The organism is Spirosoma validum (assembly GCF_014699035.1).
Classification (GTDB): domain Bacteria; phylum Bacteroidota; class Bacteroidia; order Cytophagales; family Spirosomataceae; genus Spirosoma; species Spirosoma validum.
Genome location: NZ_JACXAA010000005.1, coordinates 202,387 through 225,528 on the forward strand (window position 1 = coordinate 202,387; position 23,142 = coordinate 225,528).

At 47.7% G+C, this 23,142-nt stretch carries 19 protein-coding genes; 9 read left to right on the top strand and 10 right to left on the bottom strand.

From position 1 onward, the window contains the following. Position 1 precedes the first annotated feature (1 nt). Positions 2 to 163: a hypothetical protein gene (locus tag IC230_RS15380; RefSeq protein WP_191039927.1), complete on the bottom strand. Its 162-nt coding sequence runs from the start codon at positions 161 to 163 to the stop codon at positions 2 to 4. A 4-nt stretch (positions 164 to 167) separates the two neighbouring features. Then, a complete protein-coding gene (locus IC230_RS15385) occupies positions 168 to 1,184 on the bottom strand; it encodes a threonine aldolase family protein (RefSeq protein ID WP_191040151.1) in 1,017 nt (338 codons plus the stop codon). A gap of 155 nt (positions 1,185 to 1,339) precedes the next feature. Between IC230_RS15385 and IC230_RS15390 the strand changes: the two genes are divergently transcribed. The 4 genes from IC230_RS15390 (at position 1,340) to IC230_RS15405 (ending at position 4,931) form a co-directional block, all read left to right on the top strand. Beyond that, complete coding sequence (locus tag IC230_RS15390; RefSeq protein ID WP_191039928.1) at positions 1,340 to 2,245, top strand: arginase family protein; 906 nt, start codon at positions 1,340 to 1,342, stop codon at positions 2,243 to 2,245. Between the two features lie 262 nt (positions 2,246 to 2,507). After that, positions 2,508 to 3,491 (top strand): OmpA family protein, encoded by a 984-nt coding sequence (locus tag IC230_RS15395; RefSeq protein ID WP_191039929.1) that lies wholly within the window; start codon positions 2,508 to 2,510, stop codon positions 3,489 to 3,491. An 82-nt stretch (positions 3,492 to 3,573) separates the two neighbouring features. Next, a complete protein-coding gene (locus tag IC230_RS15400; RefSeq protein WP_191039930.1) occupies positions 3,574 to 4,062 on the top strand; it encodes a hypothetical protein in 489 nt (162 codons plus the stop codon). 62 nt (positions 4,063 to 4,124) lie between these two features. Further along, the gene (locus IC230_RS15405) at positions 4,125 to 4,931 is read left to right on the top strand and encodes a hypothetical protein (protein ID WP_191039931.1); all 807 of its coding nucleotides are present in this window, start codon (positions 4,125 to 4,127) and stop codon (positions 4,929 to 4,931) included. A 69-nt stretch (positions 4,932 to 5,000) separates the two neighbouring features. Here IC230_RS15405 and IC230_RS15410 read toward each other — a convergent pair whose 3' ends face one another. The 8 genes from IC230_RS15410 to IC230_RS15445 form a co-directional block, all read right to left on the bottom strand. Then, positions 5,001 to 5,900: a helix-turn-helix domain-containing protein gene (locus tag IC230_RS15410; RefSeq protein ID WP_191039932.1), complete on the bottom strand. Its 900-nt coding sequence runs from the start codon at positions 5,898 to 5,900 to the stop codon at positions 5,001 to 5,003. Positions 5,901 to 6,132: 232 nt separating this feature from the next. Next, positions 6,133 to 6,975: an SDR family oxidoreductase gene (locus IC230_RS15415; RefSeq protein WP_191039933.1), complete on the bottom strand. Its 843-nt coding sequence runs from the start codon at positions 6,973 to 6,975 to the stop codon at positions 6,133 to 6,135. Positions 6,976 to 7,162: 187 nt separating this feature from the next. Next, positions 7,163 to 7,885: an endonuclease III domain-containing protein gene (locus IC230_RS15420; protein WP_191039934.1), complete on the bottom strand. Its 723-nt coding sequence runs from the start codon at positions 7,883 to 7,885 to the stop codon at positions 7,163 to 7,165. Between the two features lie 98 nt (positions 7,886 to 7,983). Next, complete coding sequence (locus IC230_RS15425) at positions 7,984 to 9,387, bottom strand: FGGY-family carbohydrate kinase (protein ID WP_191039935.1); 1,404 nt, start codon at positions 9,385 to 9,387, stop codon at positions 7,984 to 7,986. An 81-nt stretch (positions 9,388 to 9,468) separates the two neighbouring features. Continuing rightward, a complete protein-coding gene (locus IC230_RS15430) occupies positions 9,469 to 10,743 on the bottom strand; it encodes a TIM barrel protein (protein ID WP_191039936.1) in 1,275 nt (424 codons plus the stop codon). A gap of 121 nt (positions 10,744 to 10,864) precedes the next feature. Continuing rightward, positions 10,865 to 13,000, bottom strand: coding sequence for a bifunctional aldolase/short-chain dehydrogenase (locus tag IC230_RS15435; RefSeq protein WP_191039937.1), 2,136 nt, complete (start codon positions 12,998 to 13,000; stop codon positions 10,865 to 10,867). Positions 13,001 to 13,365: 365 nt separating this feature from the next. Then, the gene (locus IC230_RS15440) at positions 13,366 to 13,755 is read right to left on the bottom strand and encodes a LytR/AlgR family response regulator transcription factor (RefSeq protein WP_191039938.1); all 390 of its coding nucleotides are present in this window, start codon (positions 13,753 to 13,755) and stop codon (positions 13,366 to 13,368) included. Positions 13,756 to 13,992: 237 nt separating this feature from the next. After that, on the bottom strand, positions 13,993 to 18,009 hold the full coding sequence (locus IC230_RS15445) for a response regulator (protein ID WP_191039939.1): 4,017 nt from the start codon (positions 18,007 to 18,009) through the stop codon (positions 13,993 to 13,995). Between the two features lie 157 nt (positions 18,010 to 18,166). On the opposite strand from IC230_RS15445, the gene IC230_RS15450 reads away from it, so the two are divergent. The 5 genes from IC230_RS15450 (at position 18,167) to IC230_RS15470 (ending at position 23,086) form a co-directional block, all read left to right on the top strand. Continuing rightward, complete coding sequence (locus tag IC230_RS15450) at positions 18,167 to 18,622, top strand: SRPBCC family protein (protein WP_191039940.1); 456 nt, start codon at positions 18,167 to 18,169, stop codon at positions 18,620 to 18,622. 201 nt (positions 18,623 to 18,823) lie between these two features. Then, on the top strand, positions 18,824 to 20,071 hold the full coding sequence (locus IC230_RS15455; RefSeq protein ID WP_191039941.1) for a dicarboxylate/amino acid:cation symporter: 1,248 nt from the start codon (positions 18,824 to 18,826) through the stop codon (positions 20,069 to 20,071). A 95-nt stretch (positions 20,072 to 20,166) separates the two neighbouring features. Next, the gene (locus IC230_RS15460) at positions 20,167 to 20,604 is read left to right on the top strand and encodes a chromate transporter (protein ID WP_191039942.1); all 438 of its coding nucleotides are present in this window, start codon (positions 20,167 to 20,169) and stop codon (positions 20,602 to 20,604) included. Between the two features lie 170 nt (positions 20,605 to 20,774). Continuing rightward, positions 20,775 to 21,686: an ABC transporter ATP-binding protein gene (locus IC230_RS15465; protein WP_191039943.1), complete on the top strand. Its 912-nt coding sequence runs from the start codon at positions 20,775 to 20,777 to the stop codon at positions 21,684 to 21,686. 77 nt (positions 21,687 to 21,763) lie between these two features. Beyond that, positions 21,764 to 23,086, top strand: coding sequence for an ABC transporter permease (locus IC230_RS15470; RefSeq protein WP_191039944.1), 1,323 nt, complete (start codon positions 21,764 to 21,766; stop codon positions 23,084 to 23,086). Positions 23,087 to 23,142 lie beyond the last annotated feature (56 nt).

Genomic DNA, 23,142 nt, shown 5'->3' on the forward strand with positions numbered 1-23,142 from the left:
ATTATTCTTTTTTGTCACGCCGTTGTCTATAATACATAAAAAGAAAAGCAGCGCCGACGCCAGTAAAGGCGATCATTCCTTTTAGCAGGAAGCCAAACATCACGAAGAAAATCCCCAGAATTAAATAAACGTATGACGTAGGTTGGTCTGGTGTTTTTTCCATCAAATCAGGTCGTTAACAGCGAGGCCATTTTTTCGACGTGTTCGTCAGTGAAGTCTAAGTGCGTAACAAACCGCACCAGGTGCTTGCCAAATGAGATGCCGCGAATGCCCTTGGCGTCTAATTGAGTAACATAATCCGCAGCCAGTATTGTTTCAGGAAGTCGAAAAATGACAATATTGGTATCAATCGGGTAGATTTCCTGCACTTCAGGCAGTTGGTTAAGAATAGCTCCGATTTTGCGGGCACGGGAGTGATCCTGTTTCAGCCGGTCAACGTGATGATCGAGGGCATAAATGCCCGCAGCGGCCAGAAAACCCGCCTGACGCCAGCCGCCACCCATCAGTTTCCGGAATCGTCGCGCTTGCCGAATGAAATCAGCTTTACCAAGCAGGAGAGATCCTACCGGACAGCCCAGTCCTTTCGACAGACAAATGCTGATTGAATTGAAGAGTTTTCCGTATGCTTCGGTTGGTTCGCCGGTTTCGACAAGGGCATTGAACAATCGGGCGCCGTCTAAGTGAAGAATTAAGCCCTGTTCGTTGCAAAGCTGTCGAATGGCCGAGATTTCGGGAATCGTATAATAACAACCTCCACCTTTGTTAACGGTGTTTTCAAGTACAACCAATCGCGAGACGGGTTTGTGGCTGTCGTTCGGATTATAAATATGTTCGCGTATCAGGTCGGGTGTGAGTTTACCACGTTCGCCGTGGGCCAGACTGACCGACGCCAGTGCATTCACCGAAATACCCCCGCCTTCGTATTGATAGACATGGGAAAGGTAGTCGCAGATCACATCATTGCCGGGACGGGTATGGGTACGTATCGCAAGCTGGTTTGTCATCGTACCCGACGCGCAAAATAAGGCGGCCTCCATGCCAAACATCGCTGCTGCTTTCGCTTCAAGTGCATTAACGGTCGGGTCGTCGCCTAATACGTCATCGCCGAGCGGGGCAGAAAACATAGCCTCGCGCATAGCGGGCGTGGGTTGCGTGATGGTATCACTGCGCAGATCAATAATCATTGAGTAGTACGGACGGGCCGCTGTTACGTGGAAAGCCACGGGTTGTATCTACTGGCAAGTTAGCGAGAGACGATCCTTATACGTGAAATAACGTGTATTTTTTGAGCGATTAACGTAATGAATTACTTTGTGGATTCTCTTCCTGCAATCATATAATGAGACAACTAGTGGTTATCGAAGCGCCTAGTAATCTGGGTTTGAAAGCGTCCAGCCATCATCGGGAGCCGGGTGTCAACAGGCTACCTGACTGGGTACGACAACAAGGTTTGTACACTCATCTGGGAGAAGACACGCAGACAATTACTGTATTACCAGCCTCATACTCTGGTAAACTCGATTCGAAAACAGGAATTCGTCAGGCAGATGATATTGCGTTGTATTCTCAACAACTAGCTCGAACTGTTAAACAGACTATTGATCAACAGTCTGTTACGTTGGTGATAGGAGGAGATTGTAGTATTTTACTAGGTTGTCTACTGGGTTTATCGCAACGCGGACGATACGGATTGTTCTTCCTGGATGGTCACACAGATTTTGCCTGGCCAGGATTATCACAGACCGGTGGCGCTGCGGGGATGGACCTGGCTCTTGTTACAGGACATGGGCCGTTGAAATTGACTAATATCAATGGGCGTAAGCCATACGTTCGTGAAGAACATGTCTGGAGCGTTGGAAATCGGGACGAAGACCCTGACTACGTAGCAGCAATCCGGTCCTCGCAAATTCAATATCGGGATTTGAATCGATTACGTGATGATGGCCCGGAAACGTGTGTAAGTGGTTTTTTACAGATGAGTGATCAGCACAAGCTAGATGGTTTCTGGATTCATCTGGATGTTGATGTCCTGAATGATGAACTGATGCCCGCTGTTGATTCCCGTCAATCGGGTGGATTAACGTACGCAGAATTGCTATCCTTACTAATTCCTTTGCTGGACTCAGGTAAGGCCATTGGCCTGGATATTACCATTCTCGACCCTGATCTGGACCCCACAGGTTTGTATACGTACCAATTTATCGCCCAACTGGACGAGGTTTGGGGTTTATTGAAGCGAAAATGACGTAGACGAGGTTATTGTCAAGGCGAATTAAGCAGACAAAACGTAGTTAAAACGGTTATATGAACTAAAGCGATCTATCAGGAGCGGATTCCTCCTGATAAGATAAACTGATTTACAGGGATAAATCATGAAATTACTTGGTCGAACTATTGATAATCTTGGATTTATACAGCTTGCCCGTAATTTTGAGCAACCTTTTCAGGCAAGTCCCTCTTACTTAAAGAATCCATTATAAGGTTAGTTAAAACCGCAAGCCCCTCCTATGACAAGTAAAACTCCCTGGATTATTCTGCTCATTCTCTGGATGATCGGATCGACCTGGTGGCATGTCTGCAAAATCAAACATCTGTGTCCCGATGCTTCTCAATCGAACGTAACGTCGGGTGATACGACCTTCTTGACAACGCCAGCTGGTGCCGATGGGTATACCATTGCCGACGGAAACCGTTTCCGACTCGAATTGCCGGGACATTTCAGTTTTTCTACGTCGGGTGCCAATGCGAACATGAATACATTGGGCCCATCCAGGCGGGGCGGTTCATTGGAGCCGATGATCAAATACCTTAAAAACAACTCAGGACGTACACTTGAAGTCGTTGGCTATTATTCACCGGCTGAAGTCAACAAAACTGATTTCCCGAATTTGGGCTTGGCACGTGCTGAAGGAATCAAGCAGTATTTAGTGCAGCAAGGTCTTTCGGCCGAGTCGATCACAACGAAAGGAGAGGAGCGAAATTTGCCGTTTGCAGCCAAAGGCGATTCCCTCTACGGAGGAATTGATTTTGCTTTCGGCGGTAACGAATCAACGGAGACAGAGCTTACCACCACACCTTCCACTACGTCATTAGTGGTTATGGATGAACCCATTACGGAAAAAGAGCTGGCCGAAACACAAAAGTACACGTCCGTATTCGAACCGATTGATCTGTATTTTCCACTGGGCGAGGCTAACTACATCAAAACTGACGAGACGAAGAAGTTTTTTGACGAAGCGGTTAAATACTTGTCTTCTCATAAAGACAAAAAACTTTTACTCACTGGTCATACGGATAATACTGGCCCTGAAGAGGCCAACATGCGCCTGTCGCGTGATCGGGCTAACGACGTAAAAAGCAAATTGCGCAAGTCCGGAATTGAATCGGATCAGATTGAGGTCAGCGCTAAAGGTGAAAGCGAACCTAAGGCTGATAATAAAACAATGTCGGGTCGTAAAGCCAATCGGCGCGTAACAGTTGTCGTTCGATAAAAAACAGTTGTCAGATTCACATTTCAGGCTGAATCACAGGGAGTTGAAACAGTGAACGTACCAATAGTAACCATTAATAATCATGTTTGAACTGAACCCGCTTAACTTACCCGATGCGCAAATGCAGCATGTACTGATGCTGGTTGTGGCTGGCGTGTTGGGTTTTATAATCGGTTATGTTTCCCGCCAGAACGTAATCAGCCAGCTCGAGAGCGAACTGACCAGCGTTGGTCATGCCGTCGATGATTGTCAGCGGGCTCGGCTTGTTCCGGATGCATCCAATGAAGAAACGATTATTCTAAATCGCATTCGTGCACGGGCTGGCGAAGTCAATTTTACACGTATCGGTCTGGCATCCGTTGACGAAGCCGACGACCTGAAAGACATTGTCGGTATTGGTCCCTTTCTGGAGCGGAAACTGCATGCGATTGATATTTATACCTTCCGTCAGATTGCCAACTTCAATCAGGATGATATCGAGAAAGTGAACGATATTATTGAGTTCTTCCCCGGACGTATCGAACGCGACCGCTGGGTGAGTCAGGCAAAAGAATTAGCGAAAAAGAAATAAACTGTAAGGTTCAGAGCTTCTCTTGCGTTCTGAAATCTGGAACGTAAAAACTTTAATAACACATGTTTGGATTAGATCCTTTTAGTCGCCCGGTGGCCATTGCCGAAATCCTGCTGTTGCTGGGATTGGCAGCTTTTATTGGCTGGTTGCTGGGACGGTTGGTCCGGTCGGGTCGCGTCAGTACGTTACGTTCAGCAGTGGCCGATAAAAAAGCTGAGCTCGAAAACTGCCGTGCTGAATTAGGGAGTGGTCGTTCGTCGGTTGACGTAGTAATAACTAAGCCTGACACTACGTTCGTTTCGGAAGAAACTCAGCCCGAACCCGTTATCGAAACGCCCCAGTTCTTCGTATCCACCGATCCTCTTTTGCCCGCGTATTCACATGATGATACGCCCGCGCCTATCATTGCTGAACCACTACCTTCGCTGGATGAACCCGTAACGCCAATTGATGAGACAATACCATCCATTAGTTCAACCCTTGAATTCCCATTAATTGAAGAAGCCTTACTCGGCAAAGAGTCGCCGGTCATCGTAACACCGGCTGCGACTACACCGGCCCAGGATCGCGAAACAGAAGTGTTGAATCGGATTGCCGCTCGCGCATCAGAACTCAATTTCGACCGTATTGGTCTGGCTGTCGCTTCGGAAGCCGATGATCTGAAGGATATTGTCGGTGTAGGACCTTTTCTGGAACGAAAGCTGCATAGCCTGGGCATCTACACGTTCCGGCAGATCGCGAACTTCACGAAGGAAGATGTTCACAAGGTTAATGAGATTGTCGAATTCTTTCCCGGACGTATCGAACGCGACAATTGGGTTGGTCAAGCGAAGAGCTTTTATGAACGGAAATATGGTAAAAAGAGCTAACAATCCTTAGTCAACCTTGTAAAAAAATCCCCACTGATACGTTAGTTAGCGGGGATTTTTCTTTGATAATTATGCTCGGAAAGAAGAAGGAGTCATGTTGGTATGCTTCTTAAAAAAATGGTTGAAGTGAGCCGGATCTTCAAACCCCAGCGAGTAACTGATTTCGGAAACGTTCCAGGATGTGTGTTTCAGCAACGCTTTGGCTTCGTTCGACAGTCGTTCGAAAATATGATCGGTGGTGGTTCGGCCAGTGGTCAGACGTATGGCGCGGTTCAGGTGGTTGACATGTACAGCCAGTTGCTCAGCAAAATCCCGGGCAGAACGTAGCGAAAAACGCTGAGTAGGCGACTCAATCGGGAACTGTCTCTCAAGAAGTTCCGTAAAAACGGCCGTGATTCGCGCGTTGGCGTCTATGTGCTGATAGAGCGTTTCAGTAGGTTTGCTTTTTAAGGCGTAGTGGATCAGTTCCGTAATGTAATTGCGGAGGAGATCGTATTTATAAACATAGTCCGAACCAATCTCCTCCAGCATTTTCTCAAATATCCCACTTACGTGCTTATCCTGGCTTTCGGTCAGTACGTAACCGGGCTTACCACCGGGCGCAAACATGGGTAATTCCCGAATTCCACCCCGAACATGATTGGTGAAAAAGGCTTCCTTAAAAATGCAGAAACAGCCCGATGAATCGTCGGATAGGGGTTCAAACGCATAAGGAACATCCGGATTGAAGAACAACAACGTAGCGCCGGACACTTCGATGCTTTTATCCGCGTAGTGATAGGCATGCCGTCCCCGCATGAGGGTAATTTTATAAAACTCCCGGCGACTATACTGCACGGGCGTTTTTCCGGCTCCCATACAATCTTCCAGCCTGAAGACGTTGAAATGCCCGATATCCTTTTTTAAATTCTCCGGCATCCAGTTGAGTTTTTCCCGGTAGAAATCTTCCAGTGTTTGCTGCCCAAGCATTATCGTGTAAGCTAAATCAAAATAGACATAAAGAAGGAATAACGCAATCTACATCGTTAATCCCATTTTTTCAACATTGATTACGCTTGTGGGATTCAAACAATGGAGCTGTTTAGGATTGACAAAAACACCTTAAAAACGAAATCCTAAACAGCTTCAATGAGGAAAATACGTTTTTCTGGAGGAAGCGTTGCCAGGAACTATTTACTGGCAACGCTTTTCTTTCGGTTATCTATTCAGTGAACCCCGTTGCTGTAGCCTTATCCCGTACGTCGTTCATGTCGCTTTGTACAGATTTAATTTTTGCCTCAGCCAGCTCATACGCATCCTGTCCCAGAAATAAATGCAGGGGAGGTTCGGGCTGTTCCGCGATGTCAATTAACAGTTCGGCTGCTTTTTCCGGGTCGCCCGGCTGGTTGCCATTGTAGCTATTTTGGTGAGTGGCCTGCGTATCCCGCACGTTCTGGTATGCGTCGATTGGATTTTTAGGAACGCTCAGCGAGCTATCCTTCAGGAAGTTCGTACGGAAATAGCCCGGGTAAACAACGGTAGCCTTAATGCCAAATGGTTTCACTTCGTCAGACAACGATTCTGTGAAGCCTTGCATGGCAAACTTGGTGGCGCAATAAATACCAAATCCGGCGAATGCCCCTGTAAAGCCACCAATCGAAGAAATGTTAAAAATATGTCCCGACTGCTGTTGCCGTAAATGAGGCAATACGTGGCGAATTACGTTTAACGAACCAAATACGTTGATGTCAAAATTTTGTCGGGCTTCGGCATCGCTGAGTTCCTCCAGAGCGCCAACCAATCCATAACCAGCGTTGTTGACGACGACATCAATTCTGCCAAAATGTTCTATAGTCTGACGAATGGCCTGCCCGACGCTTACTTCATCAGTTAGATTCATCGTCAGCGGTAGAAATACGTCGGAGCCAGCGTTTACGGCTTGGCTCAGTTCATTCCCATTGCGGGAGGTTGCTGCCACTTTATAGCCTGCTGATACTAATTTTTTTACTAAGGTGAGTCCTAAACCTTGCGATGCCCCGGTTACAAACCATACTTGGGTTTTCATTGTGTTTGTGTTTTTAAACGGATATTTCTGTTAGTTGTCGACGGGACAAAGGTAGAGGCACAGCAAATTTTGTTTCGTGTGCGTTTCAAACGAATCCTTGTCAAATTCAAACAATGAAGAAGGAGAGGGAAAGCAAGAGTAGTTGTTAAGGTCGGTTTTGAGAAACCGACCTCACATCAAAAAACTGTTATCTGGACTGCTTTCGACTAGGTGTACTGCTCAAGACAGTTGTGCGACCTGATTCGTAAAAATCACACATGGAACGTAGCACGCATTCACCGCACTTCGGGTAATACCACGTACAGACTCGCTGGCCGTGCCAGTAAAAATGCTTGTGGAAGTTGAACAGTGCCGTAGCATCCTGCGGTAAGTAGGCCAGTAATAGACCATGCGCTTTCTCAGCACTGACTTTTGGCCCAATCAATCCTAATCGCTGCGTAACGCGGAAAACATGCGTATCGACTGGTAAAACGGGCTTACGAAAATTGAAAAGCAGCAGGAGCGTAGCCGTTTTTAGACCGATACCAGGGAGATCAGTCAGCCACTTCATGGCGTCTTCGGTAGAAAGATCAGCCAGAAAATCAACGTTTGCTTTGCCCGTTTCCCGGAAAAGATGTGCCAGCAGATTCTGAATATACGGCGCTTTAACTTCGGGGTAATTCGCCGTTTTGATGGCGTCAATCAACTCGGTGAGTGGCGCGTCGCGAACCTGTTCCCAAGTCGGAAATCGTTCACGCATGGTACGATAAGCCGTCACCTCATTGTCGTGCGTTGTCCGGTGCGACAGAATCGTGCCGACTAATTCATGCATGGGATCGGCCCGTCCGTAAACGTCCTGAACGCCGTAGTACTCGTTAAGGCGTTCGTGGGCCTCAAGGGTTTTAGTCGCTAAAGAGGAAGCTGATTCCATAGAAAAACAAAGGCAACTGAAATGTCAGCCGCCTTTGTTTGTACTTGAACCCGTGTTCAATAGTAATGTTTATGACGAGGCAACTTAGGGCTCTGTTGTTACAGCACCATCTGTTGCGAAGGAGCATAGTATTTTAAGTCAATACAGTCGCTTGGAATCGGATGCTCGTTCCAGTGGCGATGGATGGCCAGGGCCGCTCCTAAAGCGGTAGCCTGCGCGACGGAAGCGGCAAACACTTCCATTTCGGGAAAAGCAGCAGCCAGCAGATTCATGTAGATCGGGTTTTTGCTGAAACCGCCATCCACAAAAATTCGCTTCACGGCATGCTGGCTATTCGATGAATTGGCCAGGACTAGATTCGTAGAAATAAGCTGCTGGGCAATAATGTCGAGTATCAACTGGTGATACGCTTCTTCATACGTAGTGAAATCCGCCAGATTGCGGTGCCCAAACAACGATTCCTGTAGGGGAGGAGCCTTTACCTCGTGAAAGTCACCTCCTGATCGATAATTACGTAGTTGCTGGATAATCTCGGGGTCGAACGCAACGGTCCGATAGTAGTTTAAGTCGGTCTGAAAATGCTCGGCCAGACGTTTGGTCTGTTGTTCATGTTCGTAACCCGCAAACAAACGCGACGCTTTGACGGGCTTTCCTTTGTAGTGCAAAAAGCAGAGAGAATCGTACTGTAATTCCTCCACCGTCAATGGATTTTCATTAAACGGATTCAAGCTTATACACCAGGTTCCGGTGGAGATCAGCACAAACGGTTCCCGGAACGAAGCCAGATACGGAATCAAAGCCGCTGAACTATCGTGTAATCCTCCGCCAACTTTCAGCGAATGCCCTTGCCACGTAACATCCGTAACACTATCGGACGGGGAGAGCGGCCCTAATACCTGATCAAGCCCTTCTGACGTAACCCAGGAATGGTATTGATTTCTGGAAAAGTCCCACAACATGGTATGGCACCCAATGCTCGTTACGTCGGAAACGACCTGGCGCGTAATCAGAAAACTTACGTATTGGGGTAAATGTAGGGCATAACGGATTTGCTCAAATAACTGCGGTTTATCGTACTTGATCCGGTACAACATCAACCCTGAATTGAGACTATCCAGAGCAGGCGATGATGTTTCCAGGCACATCGTCGCTTCTGTACCGTATTGCTCATAAAACTGCGTTCGGACTGACGTAGGAAACGGTTTCAGGTAATTATACAGAAAACCAACGGGCTGGTTGGCTTCATTGAGATAAACCAGGCTGGCACCGTAGGTGGAAAAATTCAGCGCCCGGACGTCATAATTAGGGTGCGTTACTACCTGTTCCAGCGAAGTCGTAATCCACCGAGTCAGTTTTGTTAAATCTTCGCAGGGATAACCGTCATCGTCGATACTCTCGTCGAACTGCTCTGTTTTCTCCCAGACAATCTCGTATCGCTCATTAAAGAGAAACAACTTTTTATTCGTCTTCCCAATATCGAAGATGGCAATGACAGGCGTCATATGGTGAAAGAGTGAATGGGCGAAAGAGCGAAAGAGTGGTTGGTGTATCAACTTTCACTCATTCACTCTTTTGCTCTTTAATTATAGTCCCGTTGCTATGGTTTTGGCACCCCGTTCGCCGATGAGTTGCTGGCGAACATTTAATTGACGATACAAGGCCAGTGGTTGTAAGGCACCGCCCGCCCGCCGACGTGCTTCGGCAACCAATGGTCGAACATCCGTGCGGAAGGCATCCTGCAGAATTTCCTGTGCCTGCGCTACGTCGTTGGCTTCGCGGGCTTCTTCCAGCGCCTGCCGATCAACTAATAAGGCCTGAGCATAAGCCAATTGAATGGCTTCGACGGATTGCAATAAATCTTCCAGCGGATCTTTTACGTTATGGCTGGCATCAATCATCCAGCCTAAACTTGTCGCGTGATTCATGCCGCGCGCATCCATGCCATCAACCAGTTCGTTGAAGATCAGGAATAATTGATAAGGCTTGATGCTACCCGCCGTTAGGTCATCATCGCCATATTTAGAGTCGTTGAAGTGGAAACCGCCGAGTTTACCTTCGTTCAGCAGAATGGATACAATCTGTTCGATGTTGGCATTCGGTAGGTGGTGACCCAGATCGACGAGTGTATACGCTTTTGGGCCGAGTTTGCTGGCGTAGAGGAAGCTGCTGCCCCAGTCGCCAACGGTCATCGAATAGAAATTAGGTTCGAACGCTTTGTACTCCACAAATAACTTCCAGTCTTCCGGAAGGGCGGCATAAATTTCACCCAGACTGTCGAGGGTACGTCCGAACGCTTTGCGGAAATTCAGTTGACCGGGGAAACAGGAACCGTCGGACAGCCAGACTGTCAGCGCTTTGGAGCCAAGCGCTTCGCCATGACGTATCACATCGATGTTATGATCAATCGCCTGCTGACGTACCGCTGCGTCAACGTGTTGCAACGAGCCGAATTTATAGCTTAGTTCCTGCTCAGGCTGATCCTGGAACGTATTGGAATTAACCGCATCGAAGGCAAGGCTATAACTCGCAGCCAATCCTTTAATCGCATCGTAATCCGTTGGGATATCCCAGGGAATGTGCAGGGAAATAGCTCCGCTGGCCTGGTTCAGAGCATGAAGTAAACCTACGTCGGCCATTTTCTCTTCCAGACTTCGGGGTTCACCGCCACCAGCGAAACGGCCAAAGCGCGTCCCCCCCGTGCCCAGTGCCCAGCTCGGAATGGCAATCTGAAAATCAATTAATTTTCGAATAATAGGTTCGGCCGTGGCTACCTCCTGCGTCCAGTAAGATAGTTTGCGCTGATGTCCTTCCAATTGGCTCTGGTTGTAATCAGCTATAGCGTTTGGGTCGAGTTGCATAAGAAGTAAGGGAAGTAAGGAGGAGAGGGAGGAAGGGGACGAGAGGGAAGAAAAGAACTGACGCGAAAGCAATACCTTTACTCCCTCTCGTCCCTTCCCTCCTTCCTGCCTCTTAAATTTTTTATCGAACAAACGCCATGGCTACACCGCCGTCTACGTTCAATACGTTGCCGGTTGATTTATTGAGGAGACCACCGACGAAAGCGAAACAGGCATTCGCAATATCGTCGGGAAGAATGATTTCATTCAATAAGGTACGTTTAGCGTAGTAAGCAGGAAGTTCTGCTACCGTAATGCCATAAGCTTTCGCACGGCCTTCAGCCCAGCCACCAGCCCAAATGTTTGAGTCAGAGATAACCGCATCCGGATTGACCGTATTGACCCGGATATGATCACCGCCAAGTTCGGCTGCATTCAGACGGCTTAAGTGCAGTTGAGCCGCTTTCGCTGAGCCATAACCGGCATTGTTTGGTCCGGCAACAAGTGCATTTTTCGAGACGATGTTAATGATGTCGCCCCCCATATCTTGCTTACGCATTACGTCTACGGCCGCTTTCGTGACCATAAACTGACCTTTCACCAGGATGTCGTACAGGCGGTCCCATTCTTCAATCGAATGCTCGGCGATGGGTTTGGAAATGCTGATACCGGCATTATTGATAACGATATCGACTCCACCGAAGGCTAACGCGGTTGCTTTGTAGGCGTCCTCAATACTGGCCCAATCTGTTACGTTCAGAATCGTTGTCGCTACAGAATCTTTTCCGAACGCGCTAACGAACCCTTCTTTGGCTCCATCCAGCCGTTCCTGATTGATGTCGTTCAGAATAACGCAGGCGCCTTCCTCCACGAATTTCTTAGCAATGGCTTTGCCAATACCTCCGGCACTACCCGTGATGAGGGCAATCTTGCCCGTTAGTGGTTTTGGCTTCGGCATCCGCTGAAGCTTTGCTTCTTCCAGCAGCCAGTATTCAATGTTGAACGCTTCCTGACGAGGTAATGAGGTATACTCTGAAATGGCTTCAGAGCCTTTCATGACGTTGATGGCGTTGATATAAAACTCAGCCGCTACCCGCGCCGTTTGCTTATCCTTGGCAAAAGTGAACATACCAACGCCGGGATACAGAATCACGACCGGATTAGAGTCACGGATAGCCGGGCTGTTCGGATGCTTACAGGTCTCGTAGTACGCTTTGTACATATCCCGGTAGTCTTCAAACGCCGGATTGAGTTTGGCTTTCAGCGCTGCTACGTCGGTCAGGTCTTCGTCAGGAGTTAATTCCAGAACCAGCGGGCTGATTTTAGTACGTAAGAAGTGATCAGGGCAGGAGGTGCCGAGGGGAGCCAACCGTTCAAGATCATTGGAATTGATGTATTCCAGTACGCGGGCGTCATCCGTGAAATGGCCAATCATACGGTTCTGACCCGAGGCTAAACCACGTAGCACCGGAGCCAGTTTAGCCGCCTGAGACAATCGGTCATTTTGGGGTAAACTTTCCAGTTTCGCCCCACCGAAAGCCGGGCCTTTTTTGCCGTAATTTTCTTCCAGGTATTCAGCGCACCGTTCGATTACTTCCAGCGTATTAACGTAGCTCTCGTAAGCCGTGTCGCCCCAGGTAAACAAACCGTGTGAGCCAAGCATGATTCCACGAATACCCGGATTTTCGTTCAGGCACTGCTCCAGCTGGAGGCCAAGATCAAACCCTGGTTTCTGCCAGTCGACCCAGCCTAACTGCCCATCAAATAATTCCTGTGTAATACGTTTCCCGTCTTTGGCCGCGGCAATGGCAATAGCCGCATCGGGGTGTAAATGGTCAATGTGTTTGAAGGGAAGGAAGCCGTGCAGAGGTGTATCGATCGATGGGGCTTTTGATGCTAGATCATAAATGGAGTGGTTAAATAATTCTACCATTTCGTCCTCAAAGGCCAGACCCCGGTAGCGTTTCTTGAGCGCCCGCAGCCTATCGACGTACAGTGCCGCCAAACCACTACGTTTGAGCGTACCGATGTCGCCCCCGGAACCTTTCACCCACATTACTTCGGTTAGTTCGCCTGTAATTGGATCTTCGGCCATAGCCTTACAGGACGTGTTGCCACCGCCGTAATTAGTCAGTCGCAAATCAGCTCCTAATAGGTTCGAGCGGTAGATCAAAAGACCTACTTCATCGCCCTCTAACTGAGCGGCTTTGGCGTCGTCCCAGAGATAGCTAACGTGCCGAAATGATTCTGCCTTGGGTGTGTTGGTCGTACTAAGCATATGATTTAGTCTAGTTGAAATCTTGATTTAATACCATTATTCTTTTAATTCTTAACAAAAATAAGTAGACAAGTTCAGATTACTTTCCTCTACTTACCCTGTCAGGATAACTATTGTGCACTTTTCTAATATAGAAACGCTAAGTTAATCGTCTACTTTTCTCTCAAATCGCTACCAGTTGAAAAAAGAGAGAAAAACGCAGCATTGCCTGAGGTCTTTAAATACAGCGGATAAAAGGACAGACTCAACCTAGCCGGCACCAGAAGTTTAGAATCGCTTTATGAAATCCGTTTGCGAGTAAATGAAAATGTCCCGAGTTGATCAACTCGGGACATTGGCGTATCAGAAAAATTTGTAAATGAATTTTAATTCAGTTGGGATTTGTGGCTTGATAACTGACGACGGACCATGCTCCAGCGCCGACGCGAAACAGGTAGTGTCTCACCCGTCGACAGATGAACCAATCCACCAGCGTCCGTACGTTCCAGGCGTTCCACGAACTTACGATTAACGACGCAGTTGCGATGAAGCCGGATAAACAATTCGGTTGGTAACTTGGGTGCGTAATATTTTAGGGTGCGTGGCATGAGCATGCGCCGACCATCTACCCAGTTAAGCCAACTATAATTTGCAAGCGCCTGTAAATAAACCAAGTCATCTACGGCAAAAACCTGACGTCCAGATTCGCGTAGATAGAGTTTAAGAGGAGGCCATTCTGTAGGCGCGGTGCGGACTGAAAAAGAGAGGAATGACATGAGCTTGTTGTAGTTGGTTAAGTCTTGATGGTACAATACTAACCTGACTAGTTGCTCATGCCTTGTTCATTCGTAACAAGGACTATAAAATTTGTAACATGAGGACTATTTATCGACTGAGAAAATCAATAAGTAGGCAAATTCTAGAAAAAAGTAAAGTAAACTATTGGATTTTTTATGTTTGAAAGTAGTATAAGATAAAAAGTATGCCGTTGCTAACCGTATAATACAATATGGTCAGACCATCTCATGACGGTTTTTCTCAATGTATTCAGACGGTGTAAGACGGTATTGATCCTTAAAAACCTTTGAAAAATAAGCGGGTGTATCAAAGCCTACACGGTCTGCAACTTCAGAAATAGAGGCACCTGTAAGGAGCAACTCAGCTGCTCGTTTTAGTCGGATCATACGAATCAGTTCATTGGGAGTAAGGCCTGTCATGGCCTTCGTTTTTCGACTTAAATGCATGCGGCTCATACCAACGGCGTCGGCCAGCGGCTCAACCCCAAAGGTTTGATCGTCTAATCGCGCTTCGAGTATGGTATAGATCTTATTCATGAACTCATCTTCGGGGGCCTGACTGGTTTGGGGAAGATGGCCTTCGCGCAAAAACTGTGTTCGGTAGTATTGCCGGATCCGTTGTTGATGCTCAAGACGATTCCGAATGCGTGCACGTAATTCATCGACCTGAAAAGGCTTGGCTAAATAATCATCAGCGCCAGCTGTTAAGCCTTCCAAACGACTTTCGATCGCTACTTTAGCTGTCAGCAGTAAAATTGGAATATGATTCGTGATCGAATTTGTCTTGAGCTGGCGGCAAAGTTCGAATCCGTTCATTTCTGGCATCAATACGTCACTGATAATCAGGTCTGGCCCATTCGCAATAGCCGCTTCTACACCTGACCGACCATTATTGACTCGCTGAACATGCCATTCTGTGCTAAGAACACTGGTGACGTATTCGGCTATATCATTATCATCTTCCACAAGCAGAATACGGGGAACACTTTCATCAACAGATGAATTCTTTGCTATGGTCTGACTTGGGTCTGTAGTCGAAGGAAATAAGTTTATGGCTGTGTCTGCCGTGGACGTAGCACGGGCCTGATGGCAAGGGAGTGTGACCGTAAAGATGGTACCCAGGCTAGAATTGCTTTCCACCGAGATCGTCCCCTGCATCATTTCAACTAATTCTTTAACTAAGGAGAGCCCAATACCAGAACCATTTACCGATGTTTCGCTCAGGGGAGTAGCCTGATAAAATCGATCGAATACGTACGGAAGATTTTGTACGGGAATACCTGCCCCCGTGTTATGCACCGACATACGAATGAGGTCGGTCGGAACAGGATTCTCTGGGTTAGGGGCAATAGGTTCAGCCTGAAGCGCAACCGTTATCGAACCATTTGGATCCGTGAACTTGAGGGCATTGGACAAGAGGTTGGTCAGTATTTTTTCGACCTTATCCGAATCGAACCAATACGTATGCTGACTGATCTGGTTTATGAGTTGCAACTGAATTTGCCTGCGTTCAGCCTCTTCGGTGAACACCAGGACTGTGCGATGAATAAACTCCGGCAGATTAGCAGGCGTAGGCGTAACCGTAAGGCTTCCAGCTTCCAGCTTTGCCAGATCGAGCAACTCGTTGATCAGCCGTAGGAGTCGATTCGCATTCCGATAGACCAGGCCCAGACGCTTATGATAAGGAGATTCCGTGGTCTCTTTCAGTAGCTGCTCCAGTGGGCTTATGATCAGGGTTAATGGCGTGCGGAATTCATGGGTGATATTGGCGAAGAATCGAGACTTCACTTCGTCGAGATGTTTTAGCTGTATGGCTTCCTGCTCTCGTAATTCCATCTGGCTTTTCTGATGCATACGCCGGAAACGCACCCGAATGTAGCCGATAAGCATACCCAGCAGGAGTAAGGCATAAGCCGAATAAGCCCACCACGTTGCCCACAGAGGAGGAGCTATTGTCAGTTGAAGCTGGTGAACATAGGGACTCCAGATACCGGACGTATTGGAGGCATTGACAACGAATGTATACGTTTTTGGTGGAAGGTTCGTGTACGTCGCTGTCGCCTGATTTCCGCTATAAATCCAGTCGTTATCTAAACCAATTAGTTTATACCGATACTGATTTTTACGGCTTTGATTGAATTGAAGAGCGGCAAAGTCAATGGACAGGAAGTTTTGTTCATGGGTTAATTCGATGTTGCTGGTTTCGTTAATATCCCGCTGAATGGGTGAGTCTGGAGTTAAAGCGCTAACGAGCTGGTTATTGATACGTAGTGCTGTAAGCGCTACGACCGGCTTATACGGATCTTCCCGAATTCGCTGCGGATCAAAAATGGTGTAGCCGTTGATTCCTCCGAAAATCAATCGCCCATCAGGTAGTGCTACGTCATGAAACAGATTGAATTCATCGCTGGGCAGGCCATCGTCGGCAGTGTAGTTTCTGACTTCGCTCGTTCGGGTATCAAAGCGGCAGAGTCCTCGATTCGTGCTGAGCCACAGGTGACCATTTTTGTCGGGGCGGATGGCGTAGATAACGTTATTGGGCAGCCCCTGACTCATGGTAAACTGCTGAATCTTACCCGTTAGTTTATCGAGCCGACATAACCCACGGCCGAAAGTGCCGATCCAGAGGTGATTGTAATGAATCGGGTCCTGTGCCAAGGATAAAAGCGCATCATCGGGCAACATGCCTGGTTCAGTACCTCCACTTTGCCAGCGAATCAGTCGTTTGGTCGATAAGTCAGCCTGAAGTAGCCCCTGGTTTTTAGTAGCCAGATAAATCCGCCCTCCATCGACGAGCATGGCCCGAATGACGAACGAGTTATTTTTGGGTAAAGGCAACGGAAAGGCAGTAAAGTTTTTTAGGCTGGCATTATACCGAACAACCGCCTGATTATGAGGGGCTAGTAATCCCCAAATGTCGCCCTGAGCGCCGATCGCTATGGTAGTCAGACGAAACGGCTCGCCGGGTGGTAACCAGTGCGCTTCAATACCTGTTGGCTGGACGGCTATAAATGTTCGCTGACTGGCATCATATCGGTACGGCACGGCTCTGGCGCTGCTGATCCATAACGCATTTGTCCCATCGAATTGATGATGCATCTCATAATCCGTTTGTTGTCGGAGTGAGGCTGGAATCGCATCGAGTGGTACGTTAAACTGTTGCGTTAACCAATCCGTCTGAAACGTATTAACGTAAGGCCAGGTCTGGAATAGCTTTTTGTTTAAGTCGTACTTGATGACACCATTCCCATTCAGACCAAGCCAGAGCACGTTTGTTCGATCGACCAGAAGTGATATAGCTGAGAACTGGCCCAACTTTGAGCCAGTAAGGCTGGAGTTGCCGATAGGTAATACGGAAACTAACCCCTCTTTGTCCGTGTACCGATTTTGGTTAACGTAGTCAATTTGCCTGGAGTCGCGCGTGAACAGCGGTAGTTCAGTCGGGTTACCCGGGACAGTAACTACTTTTCGAACGCGACCATCAGCAGGATTGAATAGGGCAAATCGGCCAGGGAATCCAAGCATCAACTCACCGTTTGCCCGTTCATGCAGGCTATGCACGTCATTTTGTGGCAACCCCTGCGCTGTACGATAGCCTGAAAACTTACCGGATGCGATATCGTAGCTGAATAATCCGTCGTGGGCAGCCAGCCAGAGCCGGTTATGCTGATCGAGCAGCATGGTATGGAACGCTCGCTGAACGGTATCGCCCCGCATCTCCCAATGCCGATGTGAAATAGACCCATTGGCATTCAGCCGAAAAAAACCGTTAGTTTGGGTAATTACCCATACATTGCCCAGCCGATCGGGGTAGATACCGGCAAGCTGGTCGCGGCCAAGTGCCTGTCGGAACTGGTTTGTGTTAGAAAGACGCTTTGATTGTTCGGTAACCGGATCGAAACAGTCTACATTGTTGTTCTCCGTGCGGACCCAGATATTGCCCCGGTTATCTTCCCGAATTTCGTAAAGGCTGCTGAAGGATAGCGATTTTTTCTGCTGCGGATCGTGTGAGTAAATCCGGAATCGAATGCCATCGTACCGACAGAGTCCGTCTCGTGTAGACAACCAGATAAAACCATGCTGGTCCTGAAGCATGGAATTAACAAAACCTTGTGGCAGACCATTACGTACCGTAAGGTACTCCGGTTCAGGGGGATTGGCCAACGAAGGTAGGCTTACGCTGAGCAAGCCGCCAAGTAACCCAAGAGCTAACCACCTGGTAAATCGATGCATAAGCCTAGAGGAAGTTTGCCCAATCCAGCCCGCATGAAGCTGAAAACGGGGAGTTAAATTCGCCCTCTTTCCTGAATTTATCAATTTTACGGTAGTTTTTTTTCGCAAAAGGTAAAAATCCCGCTCGTTTCATCATTCTCCTGCTTATTTATCTGCCATGCGTCTTTGCCTTAAAACACGTGTTGACCAATCCTTACCGGCTGTCTGGGCGGGTTTCGACCAAGACTTATTTGAGCGGCTCAGTCCGCCCTTTCCGCCGGTTCAGGTGATCCGTTTCGACGGCTGTCGGAGGGATGATGTGGTTCATATTCGCCTAAATTTTTTTCTGTTTCGGCAAGATTGGATCAGCCAGATTGTAGACCAGAAAACTGAAGAAAACGAAATTTATTTTGTCGATCAGGGGACTAAACTGCCTTTTTTTCTGACGTACTGGCATCATCGCCATCGATTATTACGTGTTCCTGCCGATGGCGTGAGTGGGCAAACCCTGCTTGTTGATGATGTTACGTTCCGAACGCCTTTTTTGCTGACCGACTATTTGTTTTATCCTGTGCTGTGGTTACAGTTTGCGTATCGAAAGCCCATTTATCGGCGCTGGTTTAGCCGATCTTAATTTCTACTAAACCCATAGGTCACGGTAGGGAGACTGTTTATATGAACTGAAAATGCCCACATAAAAGTGGACTGATACGTATATTTACCCACAGATTATTTCAATTTGCTGGTTTATGGCCGTCTAATCTAAACATATGACTTTTCTGAACTGACGGGTTTCCGTTACATTTGTTCAATAAGGTTCTTTTATTCTCATTGCATGAAACTTCCCAACCTGACAACACGTATTTTTCTGGGCATGGTGCTCGGTATTGCCATTGGTTATTTTTTCCCAGCTACCACCTCCGGTTTCTCGGGAACTGACCTGAACATCCTGTCCAAAATTTTCCTGCGACTCATCAAAATGATTATTGGGCCGCTCGTCTTTGCTACGTTGGTGGTTGGTATTGCCAAACTTGGGGATTTTGGTACAGTGGGACGCATCGGCCTGAAAACACTGGCTTACTTTTATTTTGCTACGATTTTATCGTTGGTCGTTGGTCTATTGGTGGTTAACATCATGAGACCGGGCGAAGTGATGAACATAACCCAGTTGCCCGCAAAAGGTACTGATGTTGGGGTAGAAGTTCAGAAAATGTCGTTCGAGAATTTCATTACTCATATTGTTCCGACAAGTTTTATCGAAGCGCTGGCAACCAACGAAATTCTTCAGATTGTCGTATTCAGTATCTTTTTCGGGATTGCCGTTGGTGCCGTTGGGGAGCAGGGGAAAATCATGATCAAGGCTCTCGATGCGCTTTCGCATATTATGTTCAAGATCACTAGTTACGTTATGGCGTTTGCGCCGTTTGGCGTATTGGGCGCCATTGCCGCGATTGTAGCCCAACAGGGGTTAGGTATTCTGGGAGGCTATGTCTACCTGATTCTGTGTTTCTTCGGAGGGTTGTTATTTTTTATATTCGTAGTACTGGCGGCCATTTGTTTAGTCGTAGGCATACCCTACATCGCCCTGCTGAAAGAAATTCGTTCGGCCGTTATTCTGTCATTCAGTACGGCCAGTTCAGAAGCGTCGTTCCCACAGACGATCGAAGCACTACGTCGGTTTGGTTGTTCCGAGCGGATTATCTCGTTTGTGTTACCACTGGGTTATTCGTTCAATCTCGATGGCTCGATGCTGTACATGACCTTTGCCACGGCTTTCATCGCGCAGGCATACCACGTACCACTCAGCATAGAACAACAAATTACGATGATGCTCACGCTGATGATTACGTCTAAAGGCATTGCCGGCGTACCCCGGGCATCGCTGGTCGTCATTGCCGGAACAATGTCTCTGTTTAATTTACCTATCGAAGGACTTGCCCTATTACTGGGCATCGATCAGGTACTCGATATGGGACGTTCTGCCACGAGTGTTGCTGGCAATGCGGTAGCTACCTGCGTTATATCCAAATGGGAAGGCGAATTCAGAACGCAACCCGTGCAAACGGACGAGGTTACCGTTTGATAAAGCAATTCGGGTTGGTTGAGGATATTCCAGAGAATCAGTGCTTTCAGGTAGTACCAATAGGTCTACCTTTTACTCCTAAATCGCTGTAGTTTATGAACCAACCCGCCTTATTAGAAACCGAACTGGCTCCTTATTTTACGACGAAAGCTCCCTTTCAATTTCCGGTTGATTTTCGGGCAGGCTTTGTTAAATACTGGCCGATTGTCACGCTGGTGTTCCTGATTTTAGCTGCTCCCGGCATTTTAGTCTTTCTGGGTATTGGAGCGGCTTTCATGCCTGTTTCGTTTATGGGTGGCGTGAGTGCTGGTTTTGGGTACACAATTAGCATGATTCTTTCGCTTGCTGGGTTGGTACTGGGTATATTGGCTTTACCGGGTCTGTTTAATCGAAAGCGATCAGGTTGGGTATTTAGCTACTATGCCCAGTTAATCAGCGTATTTAGTAGTCTGGTTGGGTTTCATTTACTTACTTTGCTAATCGGCCTGCTCTTCCTGATGTTACTGTTTCAGGTGAGAGACTATTACAGTTAAGAACTTAATTCTCAGTCAATTCCTTATCAGGCCACACGTCGACGCGTTGTGGCCTTTTGTATGACCGTTTATGGGCCTGAATCGGCGTTCATCCGTAATTTAATTGGCGTTCTGTTACAAAAGGCGGAAGTTTGGGCAATCGAACGTTGTCAACGTATTACCTGAACTACATGAATATTCTTGAAACCCACCACATTGTTAAACAGTACGCTCAACATCGTGCCTTAGATGACGTGAGTCTATCCGTGCCCAAAGGCAGTATTTTTGGTTTGCTGGGGCCAAACGGTGCCGGAAAAACCTCGCTGATTCGCATCATCAATCAGATTACAGCTCCTGATTCGGGTGAGGTCATTCTGGATGGTGAACGCCTGAAACCGGATCACATTAAACGGATTGGCTACCTGCCCGAAGAGCGGGGCCTGTACAAAAAAATGAAAGTTGGCGAACAACTGCTGTATCTGGCCCAGCTCAAGGGATTGACGGAGAAGCAGGCGATGGAAAAGCTAAAGATTTGGTTTGTGAAGTTCGACATCAAAACGTGGTGGTCTAAACAGGTGGAAGATCTCTCCAAAGGCATGCAACAGAAGATTCAGTTTGTGGCAACGGTTTTGCACGAACCCGATCTGATTATTCTGGATGAGCCTTTTTCGGGATTCGATCCGATCAATGCCAACCTCATTAAAGATGAAATTCTGGAACTGCGCGACAGCGGCAAGACGGTCATATTTTCGACCCACCGAATGGAATCCGTTGAGGAACTTTGCGACCACATTGCACTCATCAACCGATCGCACAAAGTCCTTGATGGTCCGAAACGAGCGATTAAAGAGCAATTCAAAACGCATACGTACCATGTAGAATATCAGGGAAGTCTGGAGGATCTGCCCGCTGCCTTCGACGTACTGACTACACGCACCACCGACGATGGTTTTCTGCGAACCGATATTAAGATTCCACCGGATGCATCGGTTAATGACCTTGTTCGGCAACTGCTCGATCGGGTGGCTATTCGGTCGTTCGGCGAGAACATTCCCAGTATGAATGATATTTTTATTAAAACCGTAGGAGAAGCCAGTGAGTGAATGATTGAACCAAGGACAGGTAATACCTATTCGTGCATTCACCCAGTCTAGTATTCACTTAATCACTCATTGAAACTATGCATACAATCTTTCTCATCATTAAGCGTGAATACCTGGTGCGGGTACGCAAAAAATCGTTCATCGTCATGACGATTCTTGGACCTGTACTCATTTTTGGTTTCTATGCCATCATTGGCTGGGCCGCCGTCAGTTCAATTAATCAGAAGAAAATCGCTGTGGTCGACGAGAGCGGGCGGTTTAGCGGGAAGTTTAAAAACGACGACGAAACATTGTTTTCGTACCCCAAAACATCGCTGGCCTCGGCCAAAAAAGCGTTTGTCAAACAAGGCTACGACGCGCTGGTTTTTATTCCGAAAGATGTAATCGAATACCCCAAAACCGTTCAGATTTTTGCTGAAAAAAGCGTCAGCCTGGCCTTGCAGAGCAATATCGAACGAGCTATTTCGAAAGAGATTGAAACCATCAAGCTGGAGCAGGCGGGGATCACGCAACGAATTATTGAAGATGCCAAGGTCAACGTCGATGCGCAGACGATCAGTATGAGCGAAACGGGTGAAAAAAGCAGTAACGGAATCGCTACGACCATCATTAGTGGTTTCTGCGCACTGCTGATCTATATATCCGTACTGATATATGGCACCCAGGTGATGCGGGGCGTTATGGAAGAAAAAACCAACCGGATTGTCGAGGTTATCATCTCGTCGGTGAAGCCGTTTCAGTTGATGCTGGGTAAAATTATCGGCGTAGCGCTGGTGGGTCTGACCCAGTTTATGCTCTGGATTATTCTGACTACTGGGCTGATAACCGTTGGTTCATCCGTTATGGGGCAGAAAGAAACGGCTCAGTCGGCCATGACCGCCCGTATGAACGGGATGCCCGGCCAGCAGGAGGTTCAGCGAAAAATGGCTACTGCGAAAAATCCCGTTGCCGACGTAATGAAGGCGATCGAAACGCTCAATATTTCGATGATTGTGGCTTGTTTTCTGTTCTATTTTTTAGGCGGTTACCTGCTGTACAGTGCCTTGTTCGGAGCGGTCGGTGCCGCTGTCGATAGCGAGACCGAGACGCAGCAATTTATGTTTCCGATCATGATGCCCATAATTGCGGCCATTGCGTTTGCCCAGATTGCCGTTCGGGACCCCGACGGGCCACTGGCTTTCTGGACATCCATCATCCCATTCACCTCGCCGGTAGTCATGATGGTCCGGATTCCGTTTGGCGTACCCGGCTGGCAACTGGCGCTGTCGATGGTGCTGTTAGTAGTCGGCTTCGTTGGAACCACCTGGATAGCCGCCCGGATTTACCGCGTCGGTATTCTGATGTATGGCAAGAAAACCTCCTTCCGCGAACTCTCGAAGTGGGTGTTTTATAAAGATTAGGGCATAGGGTAAGGGGCATGGGGATTTTCTTTACTGATCCTGTGTCCTTTCCCCCA